17 protein-coding genes are annotated in these 17,585 nt (G+C 67.7%); 4 read left to right on the top strand and 13 right to left on the bottom strand.

What is annotated here, in order from left to right; genetic code table 11:
- Positions 1-10: 10 nt before the first annotated feature.
- The 9 genes from ACFTSF_RS32840 to ACFTSF_RS32800 all read right to left on the bottom strand — a co-directional run bounded on the left by ACFTSF_RS32840 (position 11) and on the right by ACFTSF_RS32800 (position 10,719).
- Positions 11-1,198, bottom strand: coding sequence for a CaiB/BaiF CoA transferase family protein (locus ACFTSF_RS32840; RefSeq protein WP_380158413.1), 1,188 nt, complete (start codon positions 1,196-1,198; stop codon positions 11-13).
- Entirely contained in the window at positions 1,195-3,183 is a 1,989-nt protein-coding gene (locus ACFTSF_RS32835) for an SUMF1/EgtB/PvdO family nonheme iron enzyme (RefSeq protein ID WP_380158412.1), read from the bottom strand. The genes ACFTSF_RS32840 and ACFTSF_RS32835 overlap by 4 nt, the downstream gene beginning before the upstream one ends.
- Complete coding sequence (locus ACFTSF_RS32830) at positions 3,180-4,079, bottom strand: ribokinase (RefSeq protein ID WP_380158410.1); 900 nt, start codon at positions 4,077-4,079, stop codon at positions 3,180-3,182. Before ACFTSF_RS32830 ends, ACFTSF_RS32835 begins: the two co-directional genes overlap by 4 nt.
- On the bottom strand, positions 4,069-5,358 hold the full coding sequence (locus ACFTSF_RS32825) for an ADP-ribosylglycohydrolase family protein (protein ID WP_380158408.1): 1,290 nt from the start codon (positions 5,356-5,358) through the stop codon (positions 4,069-4,071). Before ACFTSF_RS32825 ends, ACFTSF_RS32830 begins: the two co-directional genes overlap by 11 nt.
- Positions 5,358-6,485: an ADP-ribosylglycohydrolase family protein gene (locus ACFTSF_RS32820; protein ID WP_380158406.1), complete on the bottom strand. Its 1,128-nt coding sequence runs from the start codon at positions 6,483-6,485 to the stop codon at positions 5,358-5,360. Before ACFTSF_RS32820 ends, ACFTSF_RS32825 begins: the two co-directional genes overlap by 1 nt.
- Entirely contained in the window at positions 6,485-7,840 is a 1,356-nt protein-coding gene (locus tag ACFTSF_RS32815; protein ID WP_380158404.1) for an ABC transporter substrate-binding protein, read from the bottom strand. Before ACFTSF_RS32815 ends, ACFTSF_RS32820 begins: the two co-directional genes overlap by 1 nt.
- A gap of 109 nt (positions 7,841-7,949) precedes the next feature.
- Positions 7,950-8,783: a carbohydrate ABC transporter permease gene (locus tag ACFTSF_RS32810; RefSeq protein WP_344162106.1), complete on the bottom strand. Its 834-nt coding sequence runs from the start codon at positions 8,781-8,783 to the stop codon at positions 7,950-7,952.
- Positions 8,780-9,673 carry a carbohydrate ABC transporter permease gene (locus ACFTSF_RS32805; RefSeq protein WP_380158402.1) on the bottom strand — a complete coding sequence of 298 codons (894 nt, stop codon included), beginning with the start codon at positions 9,671-9,673 and terminating at the stop codon, positions 8,780-8,782. The genes ACFTSF_RS32810 and ACFTSF_RS32805 overlap by 4 nt, the downstream gene beginning before the upstream one ends.
- A complete protein-coding gene (locus ACFTSF_RS32800; RefSeq protein ID WP_380158400.1) occupies positions 9,670-10,719 on the bottom strand; it encodes a LacI family DNA-binding transcriptional regulator in 1,050 nt (349 codons plus the stop codon). The genes ACFTSF_RS32805 and ACFTSF_RS32800 overlap by 4 nt, the downstream gene beginning before the upstream one ends.
- 160 nt (positions 10,720-10,879) lie before the next feature.
- Here ACFTSF_RS32800 and ACFTSF_RS32795 point away from each other — a divergent pair, with 160 nt between their 5' ends.
- Positions 10,880-12,196, top strand: coding sequence for an MFS transporter (locus ACFTSF_RS32795; RefSeq protein WP_380158398.1), 1,317 nt, complete (start codon positions 10,880-10,882; stop codon positions 12,194-12,196).
- Positions 12,193-13,332, top strand: coding sequence for an LLM class flavin-dependent oxidoreductase (locus ACFTSF_RS32790; RefSeq protein WP_380158396.1), 1,140 nt, complete (start codon positions 12,193-12,195; stop codon positions 13,330-13,332). The genes ACFTSF_RS32795 and ACFTSF_RS32790 overlap by 4 nt, the downstream gene beginning before the upstream one ends.
- On the opposite strand, the gene ACFTSF_RS32785 is transcribed toward ACFTSF_RS32790, so the two are convergent.
- From ACFTSF_RS32785 to ACFTSF_RS32770, 4 genes are all read right to left on the bottom strand, one after another.
- Entirely contained in the window at positions 13,329-14,279 is a 951-nt protein-coding gene (locus tag ACFTSF_RS32785) for a potassium channel family protein (protein WP_380158394.1), read from the bottom strand. The two genes, ACFTSF_RS32790 and ACFTSF_RS32785, sit on opposite strands and share 4 nt — an antisense overlap.
- On the bottom strand, positions 14,251-15,363 hold the full coding sequence (locus tag ACFTSF_RS32780; protein ID WP_344162088.1) for a GNAT family N-acetyltransferase: 1,113 nt from the start codon (positions 15,361-15,363) through the stop codon (positions 14,251-14,253). Before ACFTSF_RS32780 ends, ACFTSF_RS32785 begins: the two co-directional genes overlap by 29 nt.
- A gap of 100 nt (positions 15,364-15,463) precedes the next feature.
- Positions 15,464-15,868, bottom strand: a complete 405-nt coding sequence (locus ACFTSF_RS32775) for a hypothetical protein (protein WP_380158392.1) — start codon at positions 15,866-15,868, stop codon at positions 15,464-15,466.
- Between the two features lie 16 nt (positions 15,869-15,884).
- Positions 15,885-16,379, bottom strand: a complete 495-nt coding sequence (locus tag ACFTSF_RS32770; protein WP_380158390.1) for a MarR family winged helix-turn-helix transcriptional regulator — start codon at positions 16,377-16,379, stop codon at positions 15,885-15,887.
- A gap of 81 nt (positions 16,380-16,460) precedes the next feature.
- Here ACFTSF_RS32770 and ACFTSF_RS32765 point away from each other — a divergent pair, with 81 nt between their 5' ends.
- Both ACFTSF_RS32765 and ACFTSF_RS32760 read left to right on the top strand, forming a co-directional pair.
- Positions 16,461-16,910, top strand: coding sequence for a pyridoxamine 5'-phosphate oxidase family protein (locus tag ACFTSF_RS32765; protein ID WP_380158388.1), 450 nt, complete (start codon positions 16,461-16,463; stop codon positions 16,908-16,910).
- A 37-nt stretch (positions 16,911-16,947) separates the two neighbouring features.
- Positions 16,948-17,553: a hypothetical protein gene (locus ACFTSF_RS32760; RefSeq protein WP_344162075.1), complete on the top strand. Its 606-nt coding sequence runs from the start codon at positions 16,948-16,950 to the stop codon at positions 17,551-17,553.
- Positions 17,554-17,585 lie beyond the last annotated feature (32 nt).

Below are 17,585 nucleotides of genomic sequence, written 5' to 3'. Positions count from 1 at the left end.
CCCAAGAAACCTAGACCACGCCGGCTGCCCTCAGCGCAGCAAGCTGTTCCGGCGAGACCCCGATCTCGGCCAGCACTTCATCGGTGTTCGCCCCATGCCGCCGCCCCGCCCAGCGGATCGCCCCCGGTGATTCCGACAGCCGGAACAGCACGTTCTGCATCTGCACCGGCCCGCCCAGCTCATCGTCGTCAACGGCAACAATCGTCTCCAGAGCCGCGTACTGCGGATCGCTCATGATCCCCCGGATGTCGTGCACCGGACCGACCGCGGCCTCGGCCTTCTCAAAGGCATCCATCACCGCAGAAAGCGGTCGCGCAGCGATCCACGACCCGACCGCCTCATCCAGCTCGTCCGCATGCTCAGCGCGCTCACGCCCGGTCGCGAACCACGGCTCGGCCACCAAATCAGCCCGCCCGACCAACGTGACCACCCGCTCGGCAATGCTCTGCGAGCTCGTCGACACCGCCACCCACCGACCATCCGCGGTCCGATACACATTCCGCGGCGCATTGTTCGACGAGCGGTTCCCCAGCCGCGGCTGCACGTACCCGGTCTGCTGGTACGCCGTGATCCCGCCACCAAGCATCATCAAAATCGGCTCAATGATCGCCATGTCGATCACCTGCCCCGCCCCCGACCGATCCCGCTCCCGCAAAGCCACCAGTACGGCGTACGCGGTCGCCAGCGCGGTGATCCCGTCCGCGAGCCCGAACGGCGGCAACGTCGGCGGCCCATCCGGCTCACCGGTCACCGCGGCGAACCCACTCATTGCCTCGGCCAACGATCCGAACCCAGGCCGACGAGACCAAGGCCCGACCTGACCAAACGCCGTCACCCGCGCGATCACCAACCGCGGATTCGCCGCCAGCAACACGTCAGGCCCGAGCCCCCAGCGCTCCAACGTCCCCGGCCGGAAGTTCTCCACCAGTACGTCGTTCCGCCGCACCAACTCAAGGAAGACCTCAGCGCCCGACGACAGGTCGAGCGTCGCGAGCCGCTTGTTCCGGCCGAGCGTCTTGAACCACAGCCCGACACCGTCTTTCGACGCACCATGGGTCCGCGCCGCGTCCGGTCGCAACGGGTGCTCGATCTTGGTGACGTCCGCCCCGAAGTCACCCAGGAACGTCGCCGCCAGCGGGCCCGCGAACAGCGTCGCCGCCTCCAGCACCTTCACCCCGTCAAGAGGAGCAGGCCTCATCCCGCACACCTGAAACCGATGGTCTCCGACCGGTCGAGACCGCCACCGGTCAGGACCAACTTGAAGCTCACTTCCGGTTCCTGCGGGCCACCATCGGCGTACCAATCGGAGCCCTGGGCAATATAATGCGAGCCGCCCTTCAGGATGCAGAACCGGCTGCGGCCGTCGCGGTGTTCGCTCTCGGTCAGGTTCCACACCAACGGCGAGGCGCGAACGAAACCGTCGAGCCCGGCCGCGACCTGCCACTCGTCCTCGGTCGGCAACCGCCCACCCCGCCAAGCCGCATAGGCCCGCGCATCCGGCAGATCGACGTACGTCACCGGCTCATCGAGAGTCCCGGCCACCGGCGCACCATCAACCCAGTGCGCGAGGAAGCGGTTCGCGATCATTGGTCGATACCCCGAGCTGGCAAGGAACTCGAAGTACTGCGCGTTCGTCACCTCGGACACCGCCACCGAGATCCCAGGCAAGGAGACCTCGCGCGTCACCGTGCGGATGTCATGCAGGCGAGGCGGCAGCGGCTTCCACTCCTCCACGTACGGCGCCTGGTCGTACAGACCGGTCTCGCGCCGCCGGTGCCGCACGGTCAGCACCTGCGGCCCAGCCGGTACGTCGACCACCGGCCCGATCGACGCCGTACCGGGAACCGCGGAAACGGGCAGCCGTTCCGCCGGCCGAAGCGGGAAGGCGGAGTCGGAGACGTGCGGTCGCGGCCGAGTGCCGAGCATGCGCGCGGTCGTCCGGCAACTCGCTCCCGCGGTCGCGCCGACCCGGACGATGCCGGTCACGCCACGACCCGGTACGACGAGGTGCACGCCGTCGTCGTTCGCCGTGATCGGTACGCCTGACGTCACGTCGTACCAGTCGCCGACCTGATCCTCCGACCGCAGCACGATGCCCTCGAAGTCGTCCTCGTGCCGGTTGATCAGCGTCCAGAACGTGATGTCCTGCAGGTCGAATCGCGAACCGTAGATGCCGTGCACCCGGGCCTTGTCCGGGATCTCCGGGGTCAGCTGGATCCAGTCGCCGTCGATCAGTACCGGTGCGAACGCACGTTGCGCGGCCACCATCCGGCGCAGGGTCGCGCGGTCGCGGGCGTTCCAGCCGACCCAGCTGGAGAACACCGATTCCCAGACCAGGATGCCGACGCCGTTGATCCACGCGGATTGCAGCTCGGCGCTGTGATCGCGGTTCCAGCGGCGGGTGTGGTGCATCATGTGCCGGCGCTCGAACAGGTGCGCCCGCAGCACACCAGGCGCCGGTGTGTCGGCGAACCACTGCGCCCAGGACAACGCGTGATCGCTGACCCTTGCCATCGGCAACCGCGACTCACCCTCGAGCGCGATCGCCGGATTGGCTGCCCGCAACGCCCGCGTCAAGACCGGGTCGCCTTCCTTCAACGTGTCCAGGAAGACGCCGTCGACGGCATAGTCCGTCACGAGCGAAGCGAACTCCTCGGCGTCCGAGCGCGCGGCCCGCCGGGTCCCGACATCCCACGGGTTGTAGTCGAAGAACACCTTCAGCCCGAGCCGGTGCAGGTCATCGATCAGTTGCCGAAGGCCCGGAACGTCGCGATAGAAGTCGAACTGGTTCCGCGAATCGATCCCGATCACCGGGTAGGCGTGCCACAACACGATCGCGTCGTGTCCGCCGAACTCCTCCACTCCGTGCCGGACGAATTTCTCCGGGGTGAACCGACCGGTCGACACGTCGTACAGCAGGTCGTCCCAGAGCCAGACCAGCGCCACCGAGTACGCCGTCTGGGTCCACTCGCGACCGGGAACCTCGTACTGGGAGCCGTTGTACGGCGTGCGCTCGTACGAACCGATCAGCCACTCGGCCAGCTTGGCGCGCCAACGCGGCAGATCCGCTGGGTCGTCGGGCGCACCGAGGATCTTCGCGTCGTCGAGAAAGGACAGGTCGGCCCGGAGCCCCAGATCCACCCGGGCGGGCAGGTCGATGGGCCGCGGTTCGAGCGGACTCACAGATACACCTCCGCATAACGCGCGTCGATCGCATCCCCGTGAGGCACCGAGGCAATAGCTCCCGCGGTTTGAACACTCAGTGAAGCAGCAACGTTAGCGCGTCGGACCGCGTTCGTCAGGTCGCGGGGGGTGATCGGCTCGATCGCTGACCCCGCAGACAAAGTTGCCGCGAGCACCCCGCAGAAGGTGTCCCCCGCGGCGGTGGTGTCGACCACGTCGACCGGTACGCCGGGAACCGTGATCTCGTCGTTGCCGCGGGTCAGGATCACCGCGCCGTCCCCGCCGAGCGTGACCACCGCGGCGGGAACCAGCTTCAGCAGCGCGCTCCGGTCCGGACCAGCGATCACCTCGGCCTCACTCTCGTTCACCACGAGCAGATCAATGTCGGCGAGCAGCGCATCCGGCAATCCGGCTGCCGGGGCTGCGTTCAGGATGAAGTACGAACTGGTCGCCGCAGCCTCCTGCACGGTCTCCATCGGGATCTCGAGCTGGGCGAGCACGATCTTGGCGCCGCCGATGGCATGGGCGGCCTCCGGCGTCAGCGCGAGCTCGCCGTTGGCGCCCGGGGCGACGACGATCGAGTTCTCACCACTCTCCTCGACCGTGATGATCGCCGTACCGGTCGGGGCGTCTGAGGTCGTCGCCAGCGACAGGTCAACACCGGCGCCGGTCAGCGTCTCGCGGAGCAGCGCGCCACCGTCGTCGGCGCCGAGCGACACGACCATGGCCGTCTGCGCGCCGGCTCGCGCGCTGGCAGCGGCCTGGTTGGCACCTTTGCCGCCGGGGCCTCGGGTCAGCACGCCCGCGAGCACGGTCTCACCGGGGCGCGGGATGCGCTGCACCGGAAGCACCAGATCCACGTTCGCACTGCCCACGACGACAACGTCAGGCTCCACCCCGGGCCACCTCCACAGTCCTGTCCGCCAACTCGTCGAATGCGATTCGGTCCATCCCCGGCAGGCTGGTAGCCAACCGGTTCTTCAGTGGTACAGACCACTCTGCCGGAACTCCCCGGATGGCACCAACTACGGCACCGACCGTCGCACCCACGGAGTCCGTGTCCCACCCTGCCATGACCGAGCGGCCAATCGCGGTCGTGAAGTCGGGCGCCGTGAGCGCATATCCGGTCAGTGCCGAATTGTTCACAGCATGTACCCAGTGCAGACCGCCGTACTCCTCGTGCAGGGCATCGAGTGCGTCGTCCAGCGGGTGATCCCCCAGGGCCAGGCCGAAGCGGACCGCGCGCGAGATCGCACCGTCGACCGGGATCACCTCGAGACCGGCCAGCGCCGCCTCGATCGGCGAGTCGAGCACCATCGCCGCGGCCGACATCGCGGCCACCCACAACGCGCCGTCCGCGCCCGCCCCGGTATGGCTCAGCCGCGCGTCGACCAGCGCGAGCCGGGCGGCCGCCGTACGGTCGCCCGGGTGCGTCCAGCCGTAGACGTCGGTCCGGATCTGCGCGCCGATCCACTCGCGGAACGGGTTGCCGACCACGGCGGCCCGCGCCGGCTCGACGCCGTTCAGAAGATTGCGGTACGCAACGCGCTCGGCGGTGAAGACGCGGGCGGCCGGCAGATCGCGCAACCAGGTTTGGGCGACATCTTCGGTGGTCAGCGCGTCGCCGTACTGCTCGAGCATCCGCAGCGCGAGCAGGGCGAAGTTGAGGTCGTCGTCCTCCGGCATCCCGTCGATGACCTCGCGGAGGCTGGTCGGCGCGGAGGTCCGGTTCCAGGGCCAACGCCGCAGTACGTCGTCCGGTACGCCGACGGCCGTCACGTACCGGGTGAGCGGCCACTGGCCGGACGACTGGAGGATCTCGCGGATCCCCTCGCGCGGGATCTTCTCGACAGGTTTGCCGAGCAGATTCCCAGCGGCCCGGCCCAGCCAGGCGGCCGCGATGCGATCCGTCGATCGGCCGAGCTGCGGCAACTCCGGGATCTTGGGCTCGATCCACTCCGGAGTCCGCGCGTCCAGCTCCGCCAGGAGGTCTCGCGCCAAGGCGCGCAGTTCCGAACCGGCGGGCTTGTCGGATGCGCCCGAGACCGGAGCCTCGGTCGCCCCACCGGCGGCCCGCCAGCGTCGCTCGACATCCGCGACCTCGACGCCCTCCGACCGGGACTGCACCAACAGATGCGGCAGCAGGTCCTCCGGCTGCACCCAGGTCAATCTCATCAGGTCAGATTCTCCAGTACTTCGGCCCGTCGCGCCCACCGACGCGTATCGGCTTCATGCAGCTCGCGAGCCACCGATGCCATCAGCACGCCCGGTCGCACGAGGTCGGTCCGGCTCGCCTCGGCGATCTCGCTCGCCCACTCCTCCGGTACGCCGCTCAGTCCGCTGAGGGCACCGGTGATCGCGCCGGCCATCGACGCGATCGAGTCGGCGTCCCGGCCGTAGTTCGTGCCGCCGAGGACAGCCCGCCGTACGTCGCCCTCGGCAACCATCACGAACCCGAGCGCGACCGGAAGTTCCTCGATCGCCATCGTCCGGCTCGGCCGACGGGCATCCAGGGACTGGTCGCGATAGTCCGGACCGACACTGTCGAAGGGCTCAATCGCCTTGCGTAGCAAGGGAATCGCTGCTTCCCAGTCGGTCACGCCACTCGCCGCTTCAGCCACAGCCTGGATGGCTTTCCGGGTACCGTCTTTGGCCAGTGCCAGCGTTGCTTCGATCACGGTGGCAGTTGTTGCCCCGGGCACCATCGCGGCGGCGACGGCGGCCGCGAACACGCCCGCCGCTTCCCGTCCGTAGCTCGACTGATGTGCACCGGCGATGTCGATCGCCTCGGCGTACGCGCCCTCGGGATCGCCGGCGTTGGCGATCCCGACCGGGGCCATGTACATCGCGGCACCACAGTTGACGATGTTGCCGACACCGGCCTCGCGTGGGTCGACATGTCCGTAATGCAGCCGGGCGACGAGCCACTTCTCGGCCAGGAAGACGCGCTGCAGCAACAACGCGTCCGCCTCCAGCTCCGGTACCCAACGACGGCCGGTGATCATCTTCGGCACCAGCGACTCGGCGATCGCGTACGCATCCAGGTGCGTACGGCGTTCGTCGTACACCTCGACCAGCGCGTGCGTCATCAAGGTGTCGTCGGTGATGTGCCCATCGCCCTTGTGGTACGGCGCAATCGGGCGCGCGGTGCGCCAGTCGTCGTACCAGGGACCGACGATCCCGGTCACCCAGCCGCCGTGCCGCTCCCGGATCGCCGCCGGGGTCCAGCCCTCGACGGCACCGCCGATCGCGTCACCGACGGCGGAACCGACAAGGGCACCTGTCGACTTATCTTCGAGCATCAGCTGTTGACCTGACCCCATCCGTCATTCAGTTTCTTGCCCAGGGCACTCAAGTCCGTCTTGTTCGCCAAGTACTCCTGCAGCGCCGGAGTTGCGATCTGGTCCTTCCACTTCGGGTAGTTCTCCACACTCTGGAACGGCGCCTTGGTCAGCTCGGCCCCGCTGGCCAGCGTCTGCTGCCAACCATCCTTGCCGCCGGTCGTCTTCAGGATCGCGTCCCGCGCCGCTTGCGTGGTCGGGATCAGCCAGTCGCCCTGCCCGACGGCGGCCAGGTTCTCCGCCTTCATGAAGTAGTCGATGAACTGCGCCGCCTGCTTGACGTTTTTGCTCTCCGCCGGCACCGACAGCGTCTGCGGGTTGGCGGCCTGCTTGGCGGACGTACCCTTCAGAGGCGGGAGCACCTCCCATTGGAAGCCCTTAGGTGCTTCGGCAACGATCTGCTGCGCGGCGTAGTTGCCACCAACAACCATCGCATACTTGCCGGCGTAGAAGCCCGGAAGCACGTCCGATCCGCTCTGCGTCAACGAGGTCGGGTCGATCGATTTGTCGGTATAGGCCATCGCGTGGATCCGCTTCGGCACCTCCAGCTCGGCGTCCCCGATCGACGCCTTGGCGTCGCGCCCGGTGCCGTCGAAGAACTTACCGTCGAAGTTCATCCCGAGGTTGAGCACGGTCGCGGTCGGGCTCTTCAAACCCCACCCAAGACCGTACTTGCCACCGGCGGTGAGCTTCTTGGCGTTGGCCGCCAGGTCGTCCCAGCTGAGCGAGTCCCCGGTCGCGGCGATCCCCGCCTGCTTGAGCGCCGCGGTGTTCGCGAACACGACGTACGACTGCAGAAGCGTCGGAGCGGCGTACACCTTGCCATCGCTGGAGACGGTGTCCCAAACCCCTTGCGGTACGGCGTCCTTCGTCGCCTGACTCAGGTACGGCGAAAGGTCCGCGAGGTAGCCCTGATTGATGAACCCGGTGATATCGGCGGACTCGTCGTGGATGATGTCCGGCGCGGTCCCGCCCTGGAACTGGGTGACCAGCTGGTCGTGCACGGAGTCCCAGCTGCCCTGGACGTACTCGACCTGGATGTTCGGGTTGGCGGCGTTCCAGTCCGCGACGATCTTCTTGGTCGCGGCGACCGTGGTCTTCTGGAAGGCGAGACTCTGGAACTTCAGCGTCACCTTCTCGTTCGAGTCGCCGCCGGAGTTGTTGTCACTGTTGCCACCGCACGCCGCAAGCGCCACCAGAGCGGTTGCCGCGAGCAACGTGGTTGCCAGTGTCCTGCGCCGAAGGTTGTTTGAGTGATTGCGGTGTTCAGGTGCGTGCATCGGGGTGCCGGAGGGGCGGCCTCGATGCCTTTCCATCGTGGCTGTTCCTCCGGTGCCGCGAGGTGCGTGCCTGGGCATCGCAAGCGCCAAAGAACCTTTGGCGCAGGACACTAGTTTCCTCATCTGTCTCTCCTCAGGGGAATCGTCAGCCCTTGACAGCGCCGCTCATGAGGCCGGAGGTCAACCGGCGTTGCAGGAAGGCGAAGAAGACCAGGCTGGGCACCGTCGCCAGCACCGACGCGGCGGCGAGCGGGCCGAACTGCACCTGACCCTCGGCGCCGACGAAGCGGGCGAGGACCAGCGGCAGGGTTTTGAGCTCCGGGTCCTGCAGCAGGACCAGAGCGAAGAAGAACTCGTTCCACGCCGAGATGAACGTGAACATGGCGGTCGCGATCAGACCTGGCCGCAGCAGCGGCATGACGATCGCGATGATGGTGCGGATCCGGCTCGCGCCGTCCACCGAGGCGGCTTCTTCCAGCTCGCGCGGGACAGCGGCGACGTACCCCTGGAGCATCCACAACGCGAACGGCAGGGACCAGACCAGGTAGACCAGTACGACGCCGGGGATCGTGTTCGTCAGGTGCAGCGGTCGCAGGATCATGAAGAGCGGGATCACGATCAGGATCACCGGGAACACCTGGCTGACCAGGATCCAGCCGTTGGTGATCGGGCGGAGCCGGCTGCGGAACCGGGCCAGGGCGTAAGAGACGGGCAGCGCGACGATCAGCACCAGGATCGTGGTCAGGATCGAGATCTGCAGGCTGTTGCCGAGCGATCGGACCAGACCTTGCTCCTCGAGAGCGTTGGTGTAGTTCGAGAAGTCGATGTTCTTCGGGAGCAGGGTCGGCGTGATCGCGGCGAACTCGCGCGGCGACTTCAGCGAACTGGAGATCAACCACAGCAGGGGGAACGCGAGAAACACCAGGTACGCGAGCACAGCGACGTACTGGAGGACTCGGGCGAACGGTCGCGTCCTCATGCTTGGCTCCGGAGGCGGTTGCGCAGGTAGAAGGCGAGGAACACGATGATGACGACGACCATCACGTCACCCATCGCCGCGGCCATACCGAAGTTCCCGTAGCGGAAGGCCTCGTTGTAGGCGAACAGCATCGGCAGCATGGTCTTGCCGCCCGGCCCGCCGGCGGTAAGCACGTAGACGAGGCCGAACGAGTTGAAGTTCCAGATCAGGTCTAGGCTGGTGATCGCGACGATGACGGTCTTGAGCTGCGGCAGTGTGATGTGCCGGAACTGGTGCCAGGCGCTGGCGCCGTCGACCGCCGCGGCCTCATAGAGAGAGCGGTCTATCCCTTGTAGCCCGGCCAGCAGGGTCACGGTTGTCATCGGCATCCCGACCCAGATTCCGACCACGATCACCGCCGGGAGCGCCGTACTGAAGTCGCCGAGGAAGTTGATCGGGTGATCGGTGAGGTGCAGGTCCTGGAGGATCTTGTTCACCGGACCGTTGGTCGGGTGCAGCAGCAGCCGCCACATGATCGCGACCACGACCGGCGGCATCGCCCACGGGATCAGCGCGAGCGTCCGGGCGACACCGCGGAACTTGAGGTTGGTGTTGAGCAGTAACGCGAGACCGAGTGCGGCGACGAACTGCAGGATCGTCACCGAGAGAGTCCAGATCACGCCGATCCGGAACGACTCCCAGAACAGGTCGTTGTGCAGCAGCTTCCCGAAGTTGCCGAACCCGATGAAGTCGGTGTCGACGCGCAACCCGGCGCGGGCGTTGGTGAACCCGAGAGCGATTCCCCGGATCAGCGGGTAGACGCTGAGCAGCAGAACCGGCAGCAGCGCGGGCAGGAAGAGGAAGATCGCCTCCCTGTTCTGCTTCGGTCTCGTGACCGTGGTTGTGCTCACGTCGACCGCCGAACGCTCAGCGACGGATGCACGATGATCCGCTTCGGGGAGCGCTCTCCGTCCTCGATCCGAGCGAGCAGCAACTCGGCCGCCCGCCGCCCCCGCTCGGCCGACCCGAGGTTCACACTCGTCAACGGCGGGAAGCACTGCTCAGCCAACTCGCTGTCATCCATCCCCACCAAAGCAACATCCCCCGGTACGTCAAGCCCCGCCGCCGCCAACTCGTGCATCAGCCCCACGGCCAGCAGGTCGTTGGCCGCAATCACCGCGTCAAACGCCGGCCGAGCAGCCGCCGCACCGCGGTCGGCCCTGGCCGCCACCTCGTGAGCGACAGTCCCGCGCCCCAACTCCAGCAGCGCCCGCCCACCCTCGCGTCCTGCTGCGAAGGTGAAGTCCTCCGCCTCCACCTGCGCAACTGCCTGCAGCTTGTGTGCTCGCAGCGCGTCGGCGAAACCTTTCGCGCGCGCCTCGCCGGGAACCGTGTCGGCTGGGCCGTTCAGGAAGGCGATTCGCCGCCGTCCGCGCGACACCAGGTGTTCGACCGCCAGCGCCATGCCCTTCGGCGAGTTGGCGCGCACGGTGTCGACCCCGGCCTTCGCCGGGACGTTACCGGCGACGACCACCGGTACGTCGCACTCCTGGATCGACTTGATCAGGTCGTCGTCGACCCGCAGCGGGCTGATCACCAGACCGTCGGCGTACCCACGCGCCATCCCGCGCACCAGCGCGACCTCGTCGACGATCTCCGGCCCGGTCGTCGTCACCACCAACCGATAGCCCGCCGCCGACACGACCTCTTCGACGGCCCGCATCATCGTCACGTAGACGGGGTTACCGACGTCCGCGACCGCCAGGGTCAGCTGGAACGTCCGCCCCACCTTGAGCGACCGTGCCCGCGCGTCCGGGACATACCCGAGCTCGTCGACAGCCCGCCGTACTCGCTCGGCCATCTCGTCGGTCGCCGGCAAACCGTTCAGCACCCGGGACACCGACGCCACCGAAACCCCGGCTGCCCGAGCGACCGCGGCAATCGTAGGACGGCTCACCAGGGACTCCTGTAATCGTTCTTGTAATCGTTTACAGGCCGACCATAAAGCGCCGCGGCGATGCCGTCAACAGCTCACATGCTGGGATCGCCACCTCACGCAGCGAAACCCAACTAACCTCATCGACTTAGTACCTCTTGCCCACCGCCCGGGAGACGCGATGACCGACCGACCACCGCCCTCGCCGCGCAAGGTCGCGATCGCGGCCTGCGTCGGCGCGACCATCGAGTGGTACGACTTCTTCCTCTACGGCACCGCCGCCGGACTCGTCTTCAACAAACTGTTCTTCACCGGCCTGAGCGGCTCGGCCGCCACGTTCGCGTCGTTCGCGACCTTCGCGGTCGGGTTCCTGGCCCGGCCGATCGGCGGGCTGGTGTTCGGGCACTTCGGCGACCGGATCGGCCGCAAGCAGATGTTGCTGCTGACGCTGGTGATCATGGGCGTCGGCACCACGCTGATCGGCGTCCTGCCGAGCTACGACAGCATCGGCGTCTGGGCGCCGATCCTGCTCGTCGTGCTGCGGATCCTGCAAGGCATCGGAGTCGGCGGCGAGTACGGCGGCGCGGTCCTGCTCGCGGTCGAGTACGCGCCACCCGGCCGGCGCGGATTCTTCGGCAGCTTCGCGCATATCGGCGTACCGGCTGGGTTGTTCCTGGCATCGGCCGCGTTCTCGCTGGTCGGTCTGCTGCCCGAGGACGCGTTCCTGGCCTGGGGCTGGCGGATCTGCTTCCTGGTCAGCGCCGGGTTGCTTGCCATCGGCGCCTATATCCGGTTGTCGGTGCTCGAGACGCCGGCGTTCGCGAAGGTGCGTGAACGCAAGGAGGTGTCCAGCGTCCCGCTGGTCGACCTGCTGAAGCAGCACCCGCGCTCGCTGCTGCTCGGGATGGGTACGCGGTACATCGAGGGCTTCACCTTCAACCTGTTCTCGGTCTACCTGCTCTCGTACGTCGCCAACGATCTGAAGCTGCCTCGCAGTTATGCGCTCAACGGCATCGTGGTCGGCGCCTTGATCGGTGTCGCGCTGATCCCGATCGCGGGAGCGCTCTCTGACCGCGTCGGCCGCAAACCCGTGTACCGGGCCGGGACCTGGGCCGCGTTGCTGTTCGCGTTCCCGGCGGCAGCACTCGTCCAGCACGGTACGTCGGTCACCGTGTTCATCGCGCTCGCGGTCGGCGTCGGCGTACTGGACGGGGTGATCTACGGACCGCTCGCGGCGTTCTGGGCCGAGCTGTTCAGCACCCGGGTCCGGTACACGGCGCTGGGAGCGCTCTATCAGCTCTCCGGGATCGTCGCGTCCGGGCTGACGCCGTTGATCGCGGCCTGGCTGGTGAGCCTCGGCGACGGCGATCTGTGGTGGCTGGCGACGTACAACGTGCTGATCGCGATCGTCAGCCTGCTCTCCGCGAGAGCGCTCCCCGAGACTCTCGGCCGTTCTCTCGACTCCGACAACCGCGCACTGGATGGAGCAGCTCGATGACCTTGACCTTCCACTGGTTCCTGCCGACGTCGGGCGACTCGCGCCACATCGTCGGCGGCGGGCACGGGGCGGACGTCGTACACCGGGATCGTCGGGTGACGACGCGGTACCTGCGGCAGATCGTCACCGCGGCCGAGGAGCTCGGGTTCGTCGGCGCGCTGACACCGACCGGGCTGTGGTGTGACGATGCTTGGTTGTCGACGGCATCGTTGCTCGACTCGACCGATCGGCTGAAGTTCCTGGTCGCGTTCCGGCCGGGGCTGCTCTCCCCCACGCTCGCTGCGCAGATGGCGACGACGTTCCAGAACCAGTCCGGTGGGCGGCTGCTGCTCAATGTGGTGACGGGTGGTGAGCCGACCGAGCAGAAGGCGTTTGGCGACTTCCTCAGTAAGGACGAGCGCTATGCGCGGACGGACGAGTTCCTGGCGATCGTGCGGAAGCTGTGGGAGCACGGTGACCCGTTCGACTATGCAGGCAAGCATTTGCGGGTCGAACAGGCACGACTGGTGTCAGTCCCCGACCCGACACCACCCATCTACTTCGGCGGTTCCTCCGCAGCCGCGGGACCAGTGGCTGCCGCCCACAGCGACGTCTACCTGACCTGGGGCGAACCACCGGCCGCCGTCGCGGAGAAGCTCACCTGGATCCGCAAGCTCGCCGCCGACGCCGGTCGTACCGTCCGCTTCGGTATCCGCCTGCACGTCATCACACGCGACACGTCCGAGGATGCGTGGCGCGAGGCACGGCGGTTGCTCGACGCACTACCGCCGGAGACGATCGCCCGTGTCCAGGAAGGCCTGCGGCGCAGCGAATCCGAGGGTCAGAAGCGCATGCTCGCCCTGCACGAAGGCCGCCCCGAGGACCTCGAGATCTACCCGAACCTCTGGGCCGGCGTCGGCCTCGCCCGCGGCGGCGCCGGTACGGCGCTCGTCGGCAGCCACCGCGAAGTCGCCGACCGCATCAAGGAGTACGCCGACCTAGGCATCGACGAATTCATCCTCTCCGGCTACCCCCACCTCGAAGAGGCCTACTGGTTCGGCGAATCCGTCCTCCCCCTCCTGGCCCGCGAAAACCGCTGGCACCACCCCGCAGGAGACCGGTCGACCCGCCAGAACGCCGTACCGTTTGCGACTTAGTCGTCGTCTTCGTCGGCGCCGGGGCGTTCGGCCCAGGGGGTTTCTTTGGCGGGGCGGACGACGATGAGTTTGTCGCCGGCGGCCAGGACCGAGACGTTGGCGTCGTAGTAGCGGTGGACCTTGCCGTCGCGGACGACCGAGACGACGCGGTCCGGCAGCGCGGACGGCGGCTTGCCGACCTCGCGGCCGAGGACCGGGCGTTCGGCGACCTCGAGGCCCTCGCCGTACGTGAGCAGGTCCTCCATCACCTCGCCGAGGTTCGGGCTGACCGCGGACAGACCGAGCAGTCGGCCGACTGCCTCGGACGAGGTGACGACCGCGTCGGCGCCGCTCTGGCGCAGCAGCGGGACGTTGTCCTCCTCGCGGACCGCGACCACGATGTGTGCGGTCGGGTTCAGCTGCCGTACGGCGAGGGTGACCAGGACCGCGGAGTCGTCGCGGTCCGTGGTCACGATCACCTCGCGGGCCGTCATCACCTCGGCCCGGCGCAGGACCGTGCGGTTCGTGGCGTCACCGTGGAACGCGGCCATCTGGTCGTTGCCCGCGTCACCGACCGCCTGTGCGCGCGGGTCGATCACGACGATGGCGTCGCGCTTGACCCCGTTGCTGAGCAGGGTTTGCACCGCTGCCCGTCCCTTGGTGCCGTAGCCGACGACAACGACGTGGTCCTTCATGCGCTTCCTCCATCGGGTGTCGCGCATGATGCGGCGACCTTCGTTGGCCAGGACTTCCAGTGTCGTGCCGACCAGTACCACCAGGAAGGAGATCCGCAGCGGCGTGACCACGAAGGCGTTCACCAGCCGGGCCGTCGGCGTCACCGGGGTGATGTCGCCGTACCCGGTGGTGGTGAGGGTGACGGTGGCGTAGTAGATGCTGTCGATCAGATTGACAGAGCCGTCGTAACTGTCCTTGTAGCCGTCACGGTCGACCACCACGATCAGCACCATCAACGTCAGCAGCCCGAGCGCGATCAGCAATCGGCTGAAGAGCTGAAAGAGCGGCGAGCGTGTGCTCGCGGGCAGGTTGACCAGTAGGCCGTGCGGATTGCGACCGGGCAGGGATGGCACGGGATCGACCATATTGCACCGACGGCCGATCCACTGCATGCGACAGGCTTTCGGGCGACAGTGCGACGGTGACAGTCAGGTTGTCGCCGTCGTTGACCACCCTGGTTCGCATCCGCAAACCCTCGATCGTGCGCAGCATCGCCGCGTTCTCCGGCTGGACCACACAGACGGCCCGATCGGCGCCCAGATCCCGTGCCGCGCCGATCAACTGCCGCAGCAGCTGGGCTCCCAGACCACGGCCCTGCCAGCCGTCCTCGACCAGTACGGCGACCTCCATCGTCGTACCGCCGAGCTCCTCCCACGGAGCAGCCGTCGCCATCCCGACCACGGCGTCACCGACACCCGCGATGATCGAGACGCCACCGGCCGGGGCCGACAAGTGTCTCGCCGTACGAGTGGTCAGCCGCGGCATCGGCACGTGATAGCGCCGGGTGCGGCTCTCGTGCGAGCAACGCTCGTGCATCGCGACCACAGCTTCGGCGTCCTCGACGGATGCGCGACGCAACTCCGGTACGCCGCTCCCCGGCCGCGGGCCGTCGACCACCGGCTCCTGCAACCGCTCGGCCAGCCGGCCCGCGATCTCGACCAGGACATCGGCCCGGGCCCACTCGGCCGGCGTGTACTCGCCGAACCCCTGCAGCGCGCCGAGCTCGTCGTCCACCGACAGCGGGTCCTCGACGAGCCGCAGTACGGCCCGCAGATACCGCGTCGGAGCATCACTCAGGACGTCGGCCTGACACGGCTGGACCGTGGTTCGAACGCAGCCCGCCTCGGCGACCAGGGCGGTCAGGTCCTCGGCGGACCAGCCCACTCCGGTGGACACGACCAGTTCGTCGACAGCACCGGTTTCGGCGGTGAAGACTTCCAGGCTCAGGATGTTGATGTCGTCCGCACCACACCGTGCAGCGAGTTCGGCCAAGGCACCGGGCCGGTCGGCGAGTTCGGTCCTGATCTTCCAGAGCATGCGGACGCCCTCCCTCGTGGAGCTTCGTCCTTCTACTCTGCGGTCGGCCTGTTGCCTCGCCGGGTCGCGAATGTTACGCCCGCGTCAACCTTCGCCCTACCTACTTGCGGCGGATCATTTTCGGCAGCCGGGCGCCGATCCGCGGCCGGCGGGCTGCTCGGGCGGCGGCCAACTGCTCGGCCGACTCCCGCTTGTCCAGGTCGGCGTGCCGCAGCAACTCCGGATAGGTCGCCTGCGGCACCGACGGGTACGTCGTCACGATCGCGTCGCCGGAGAAGACGAAGAAGATCGACTGGCCGTCCTTGATCACCTTGAGCAGCGACCCCTCGCGCACGGTCAACGCGTGCTCGAGCGCCTTCTTCCGCGCGGTCCGCCGAGCCACGGCCGCCTGAACCGCCTGCTGGGCCGGTTCGCGCCCGTGCTTGACCGCTTCGGCGACGAGCGGTCCGTAGCGCACGCCGTACTTGATCAAGTTCTTGGCCAATTGGCCTCGCCCAGCCACCATGACTTGAGCCTACTGGTCAGGTGGTGGCCTCCACATGCGTCAGGAGCCGGCGGAGGAGGTCGTTGAGGGTCTCGCGGTCCTCGGCGGGGAGTGCGCCGGCGAACATCTGGTGGTGGATCTCGACCATCTGGTCGGCGAACCGGTGGTGCAGCACCTTCCCCTTGCCGGTCAGGTCGACCTGGATCTGGGCGCGATTCCCCGGCTGGACCGTCCGGGTCAGGTAGCCGCCGGACTCCAGCCGGCCGAGGCGGGCGGTCATGCTGCCCGCGGTGATGTGGAAGATCCGGGCCAGCTGGCTCGGCGTCCTCTCGGGAGCCTCGAGATGAGCCAGCCGCAGGATCACCTCGCAGTCGGCCAGCGACAGGCCCGCCTCCGCGGCGACCGCCCGCTGCCACTCCCGGTGCAGACGCGCGAGCTCGACGATCCGGTAGAGCGCGGCCTCGATCACCCGATCGGCCGCATCGTGCCCGGCCAGGTGGTGGTCGAGCTCGACCTCGACGGAATCCGCCACGATCCCTCCTTGACAATCATAGACTTTGAGAGTCAAACTCTTGGACAAGCAAAGTGTATGCCAAGCGTGAGGAGTAGTCGAATGCCCGGACCGATGAGCAGCGCCGGCCGCGAGGCCTTCCTGGCCGCGTCCCATGTCGCGATCCTGTCGATCGCCCAGCCGGACGGGCGGCCGCCGCTGGCGTCGCCGGTCTTCTACCACTACGAGCCCGGCGGCGAGCTGACGTTCTTCACCAACACCCTCGGCCGCAAGACCCGGAAGGCCGACCTTCTCGCCACCGCGAATGCGCTGTCGGTGACCGTGCAGACCGAGGAGATGCCGTACAAGTACGTCACCATCGAAGGCGCGGTCGTGAAGTCGGGCCCGGCCACTCCGGACGAGATGGAGAAGATCGCCGAGCGGTACATGCCGAGCGAGTACGCGCAGGGTTTCGTGCAGAACGAGTTCGCCCATCCGGAGTCCGCACCCGTGCTCTACACAGTCGAGCCGAGACGTTGGTTCAGTAGCGACCTGTCGGACGAGCCAGCTTGAGATGCGAGGGTTTCTCGCGTCAGGCACCATGGAGGCCGTGAGCTCTCCCAATCCGCGCCGACCGATCATGCCGGGCAACAAGCTGTTCGAGTCGTTGCCGGGTGCTGCCGACCCGGCGGCCGTGACCGAAGTCGCGCACCGGACCGCCGAGCTGCTGGTCCGCGGGGTGCGGTCGTCCGAGGACGCCGAGGTGCACGCGCGGGTCGTGAAGCTGGCCGATGACTACGGTCTCGACGAGCTCGCCGAGCTGTGGTCCGACGCGCCGTCGGATTCGTTGCCCGGTGCACTGTGGCGGCTGTACCTGTTGCGTTCCTGGGTGCATGGGAATGCGGATCAGGTGTCGCGCGAGTTCAGCACCGGCCGCAAGTATGCGGAGGTGCACGCGGTCGTCGCCGGCGTCGCTGAGCCACCAGGGCCAGCCGAGGTGCGCGACATGGTGGACGCCGTACTGCGCGGTGTCGCGACCGGAGACTTCGCCACGACGCTGGATCGGGCGGCCGCGTTCGCGCGGATCATCGCGACCGGCCGGGCACATCTGGCCGATGACGGTCACGACGAGGTGCTGTCGGCGTCGAAGCTGGTCGAGATGGCAGACCAGTTGCAAACCTCGGCGCGCGCCGAACGCGCCGGCCAACTCTGGTAGCTACCCGCGAGTGTTTGCCCCGACGGTGGTTG

The organism is Kribbella sp. NPDC056951, assembly GCF_042674205.1.
Lineage (GTDB): Bacteria > Actinomycetota > Actinomycetes > Propionibacteriales > Kribbellaceae > Kribbella > Kribbella yunnanensis.
The sequence above is the reverse complement of the archived record's forward strand: the minus strand, read 5'-3'. Positions and strand labels throughout refer to the sequence as shown.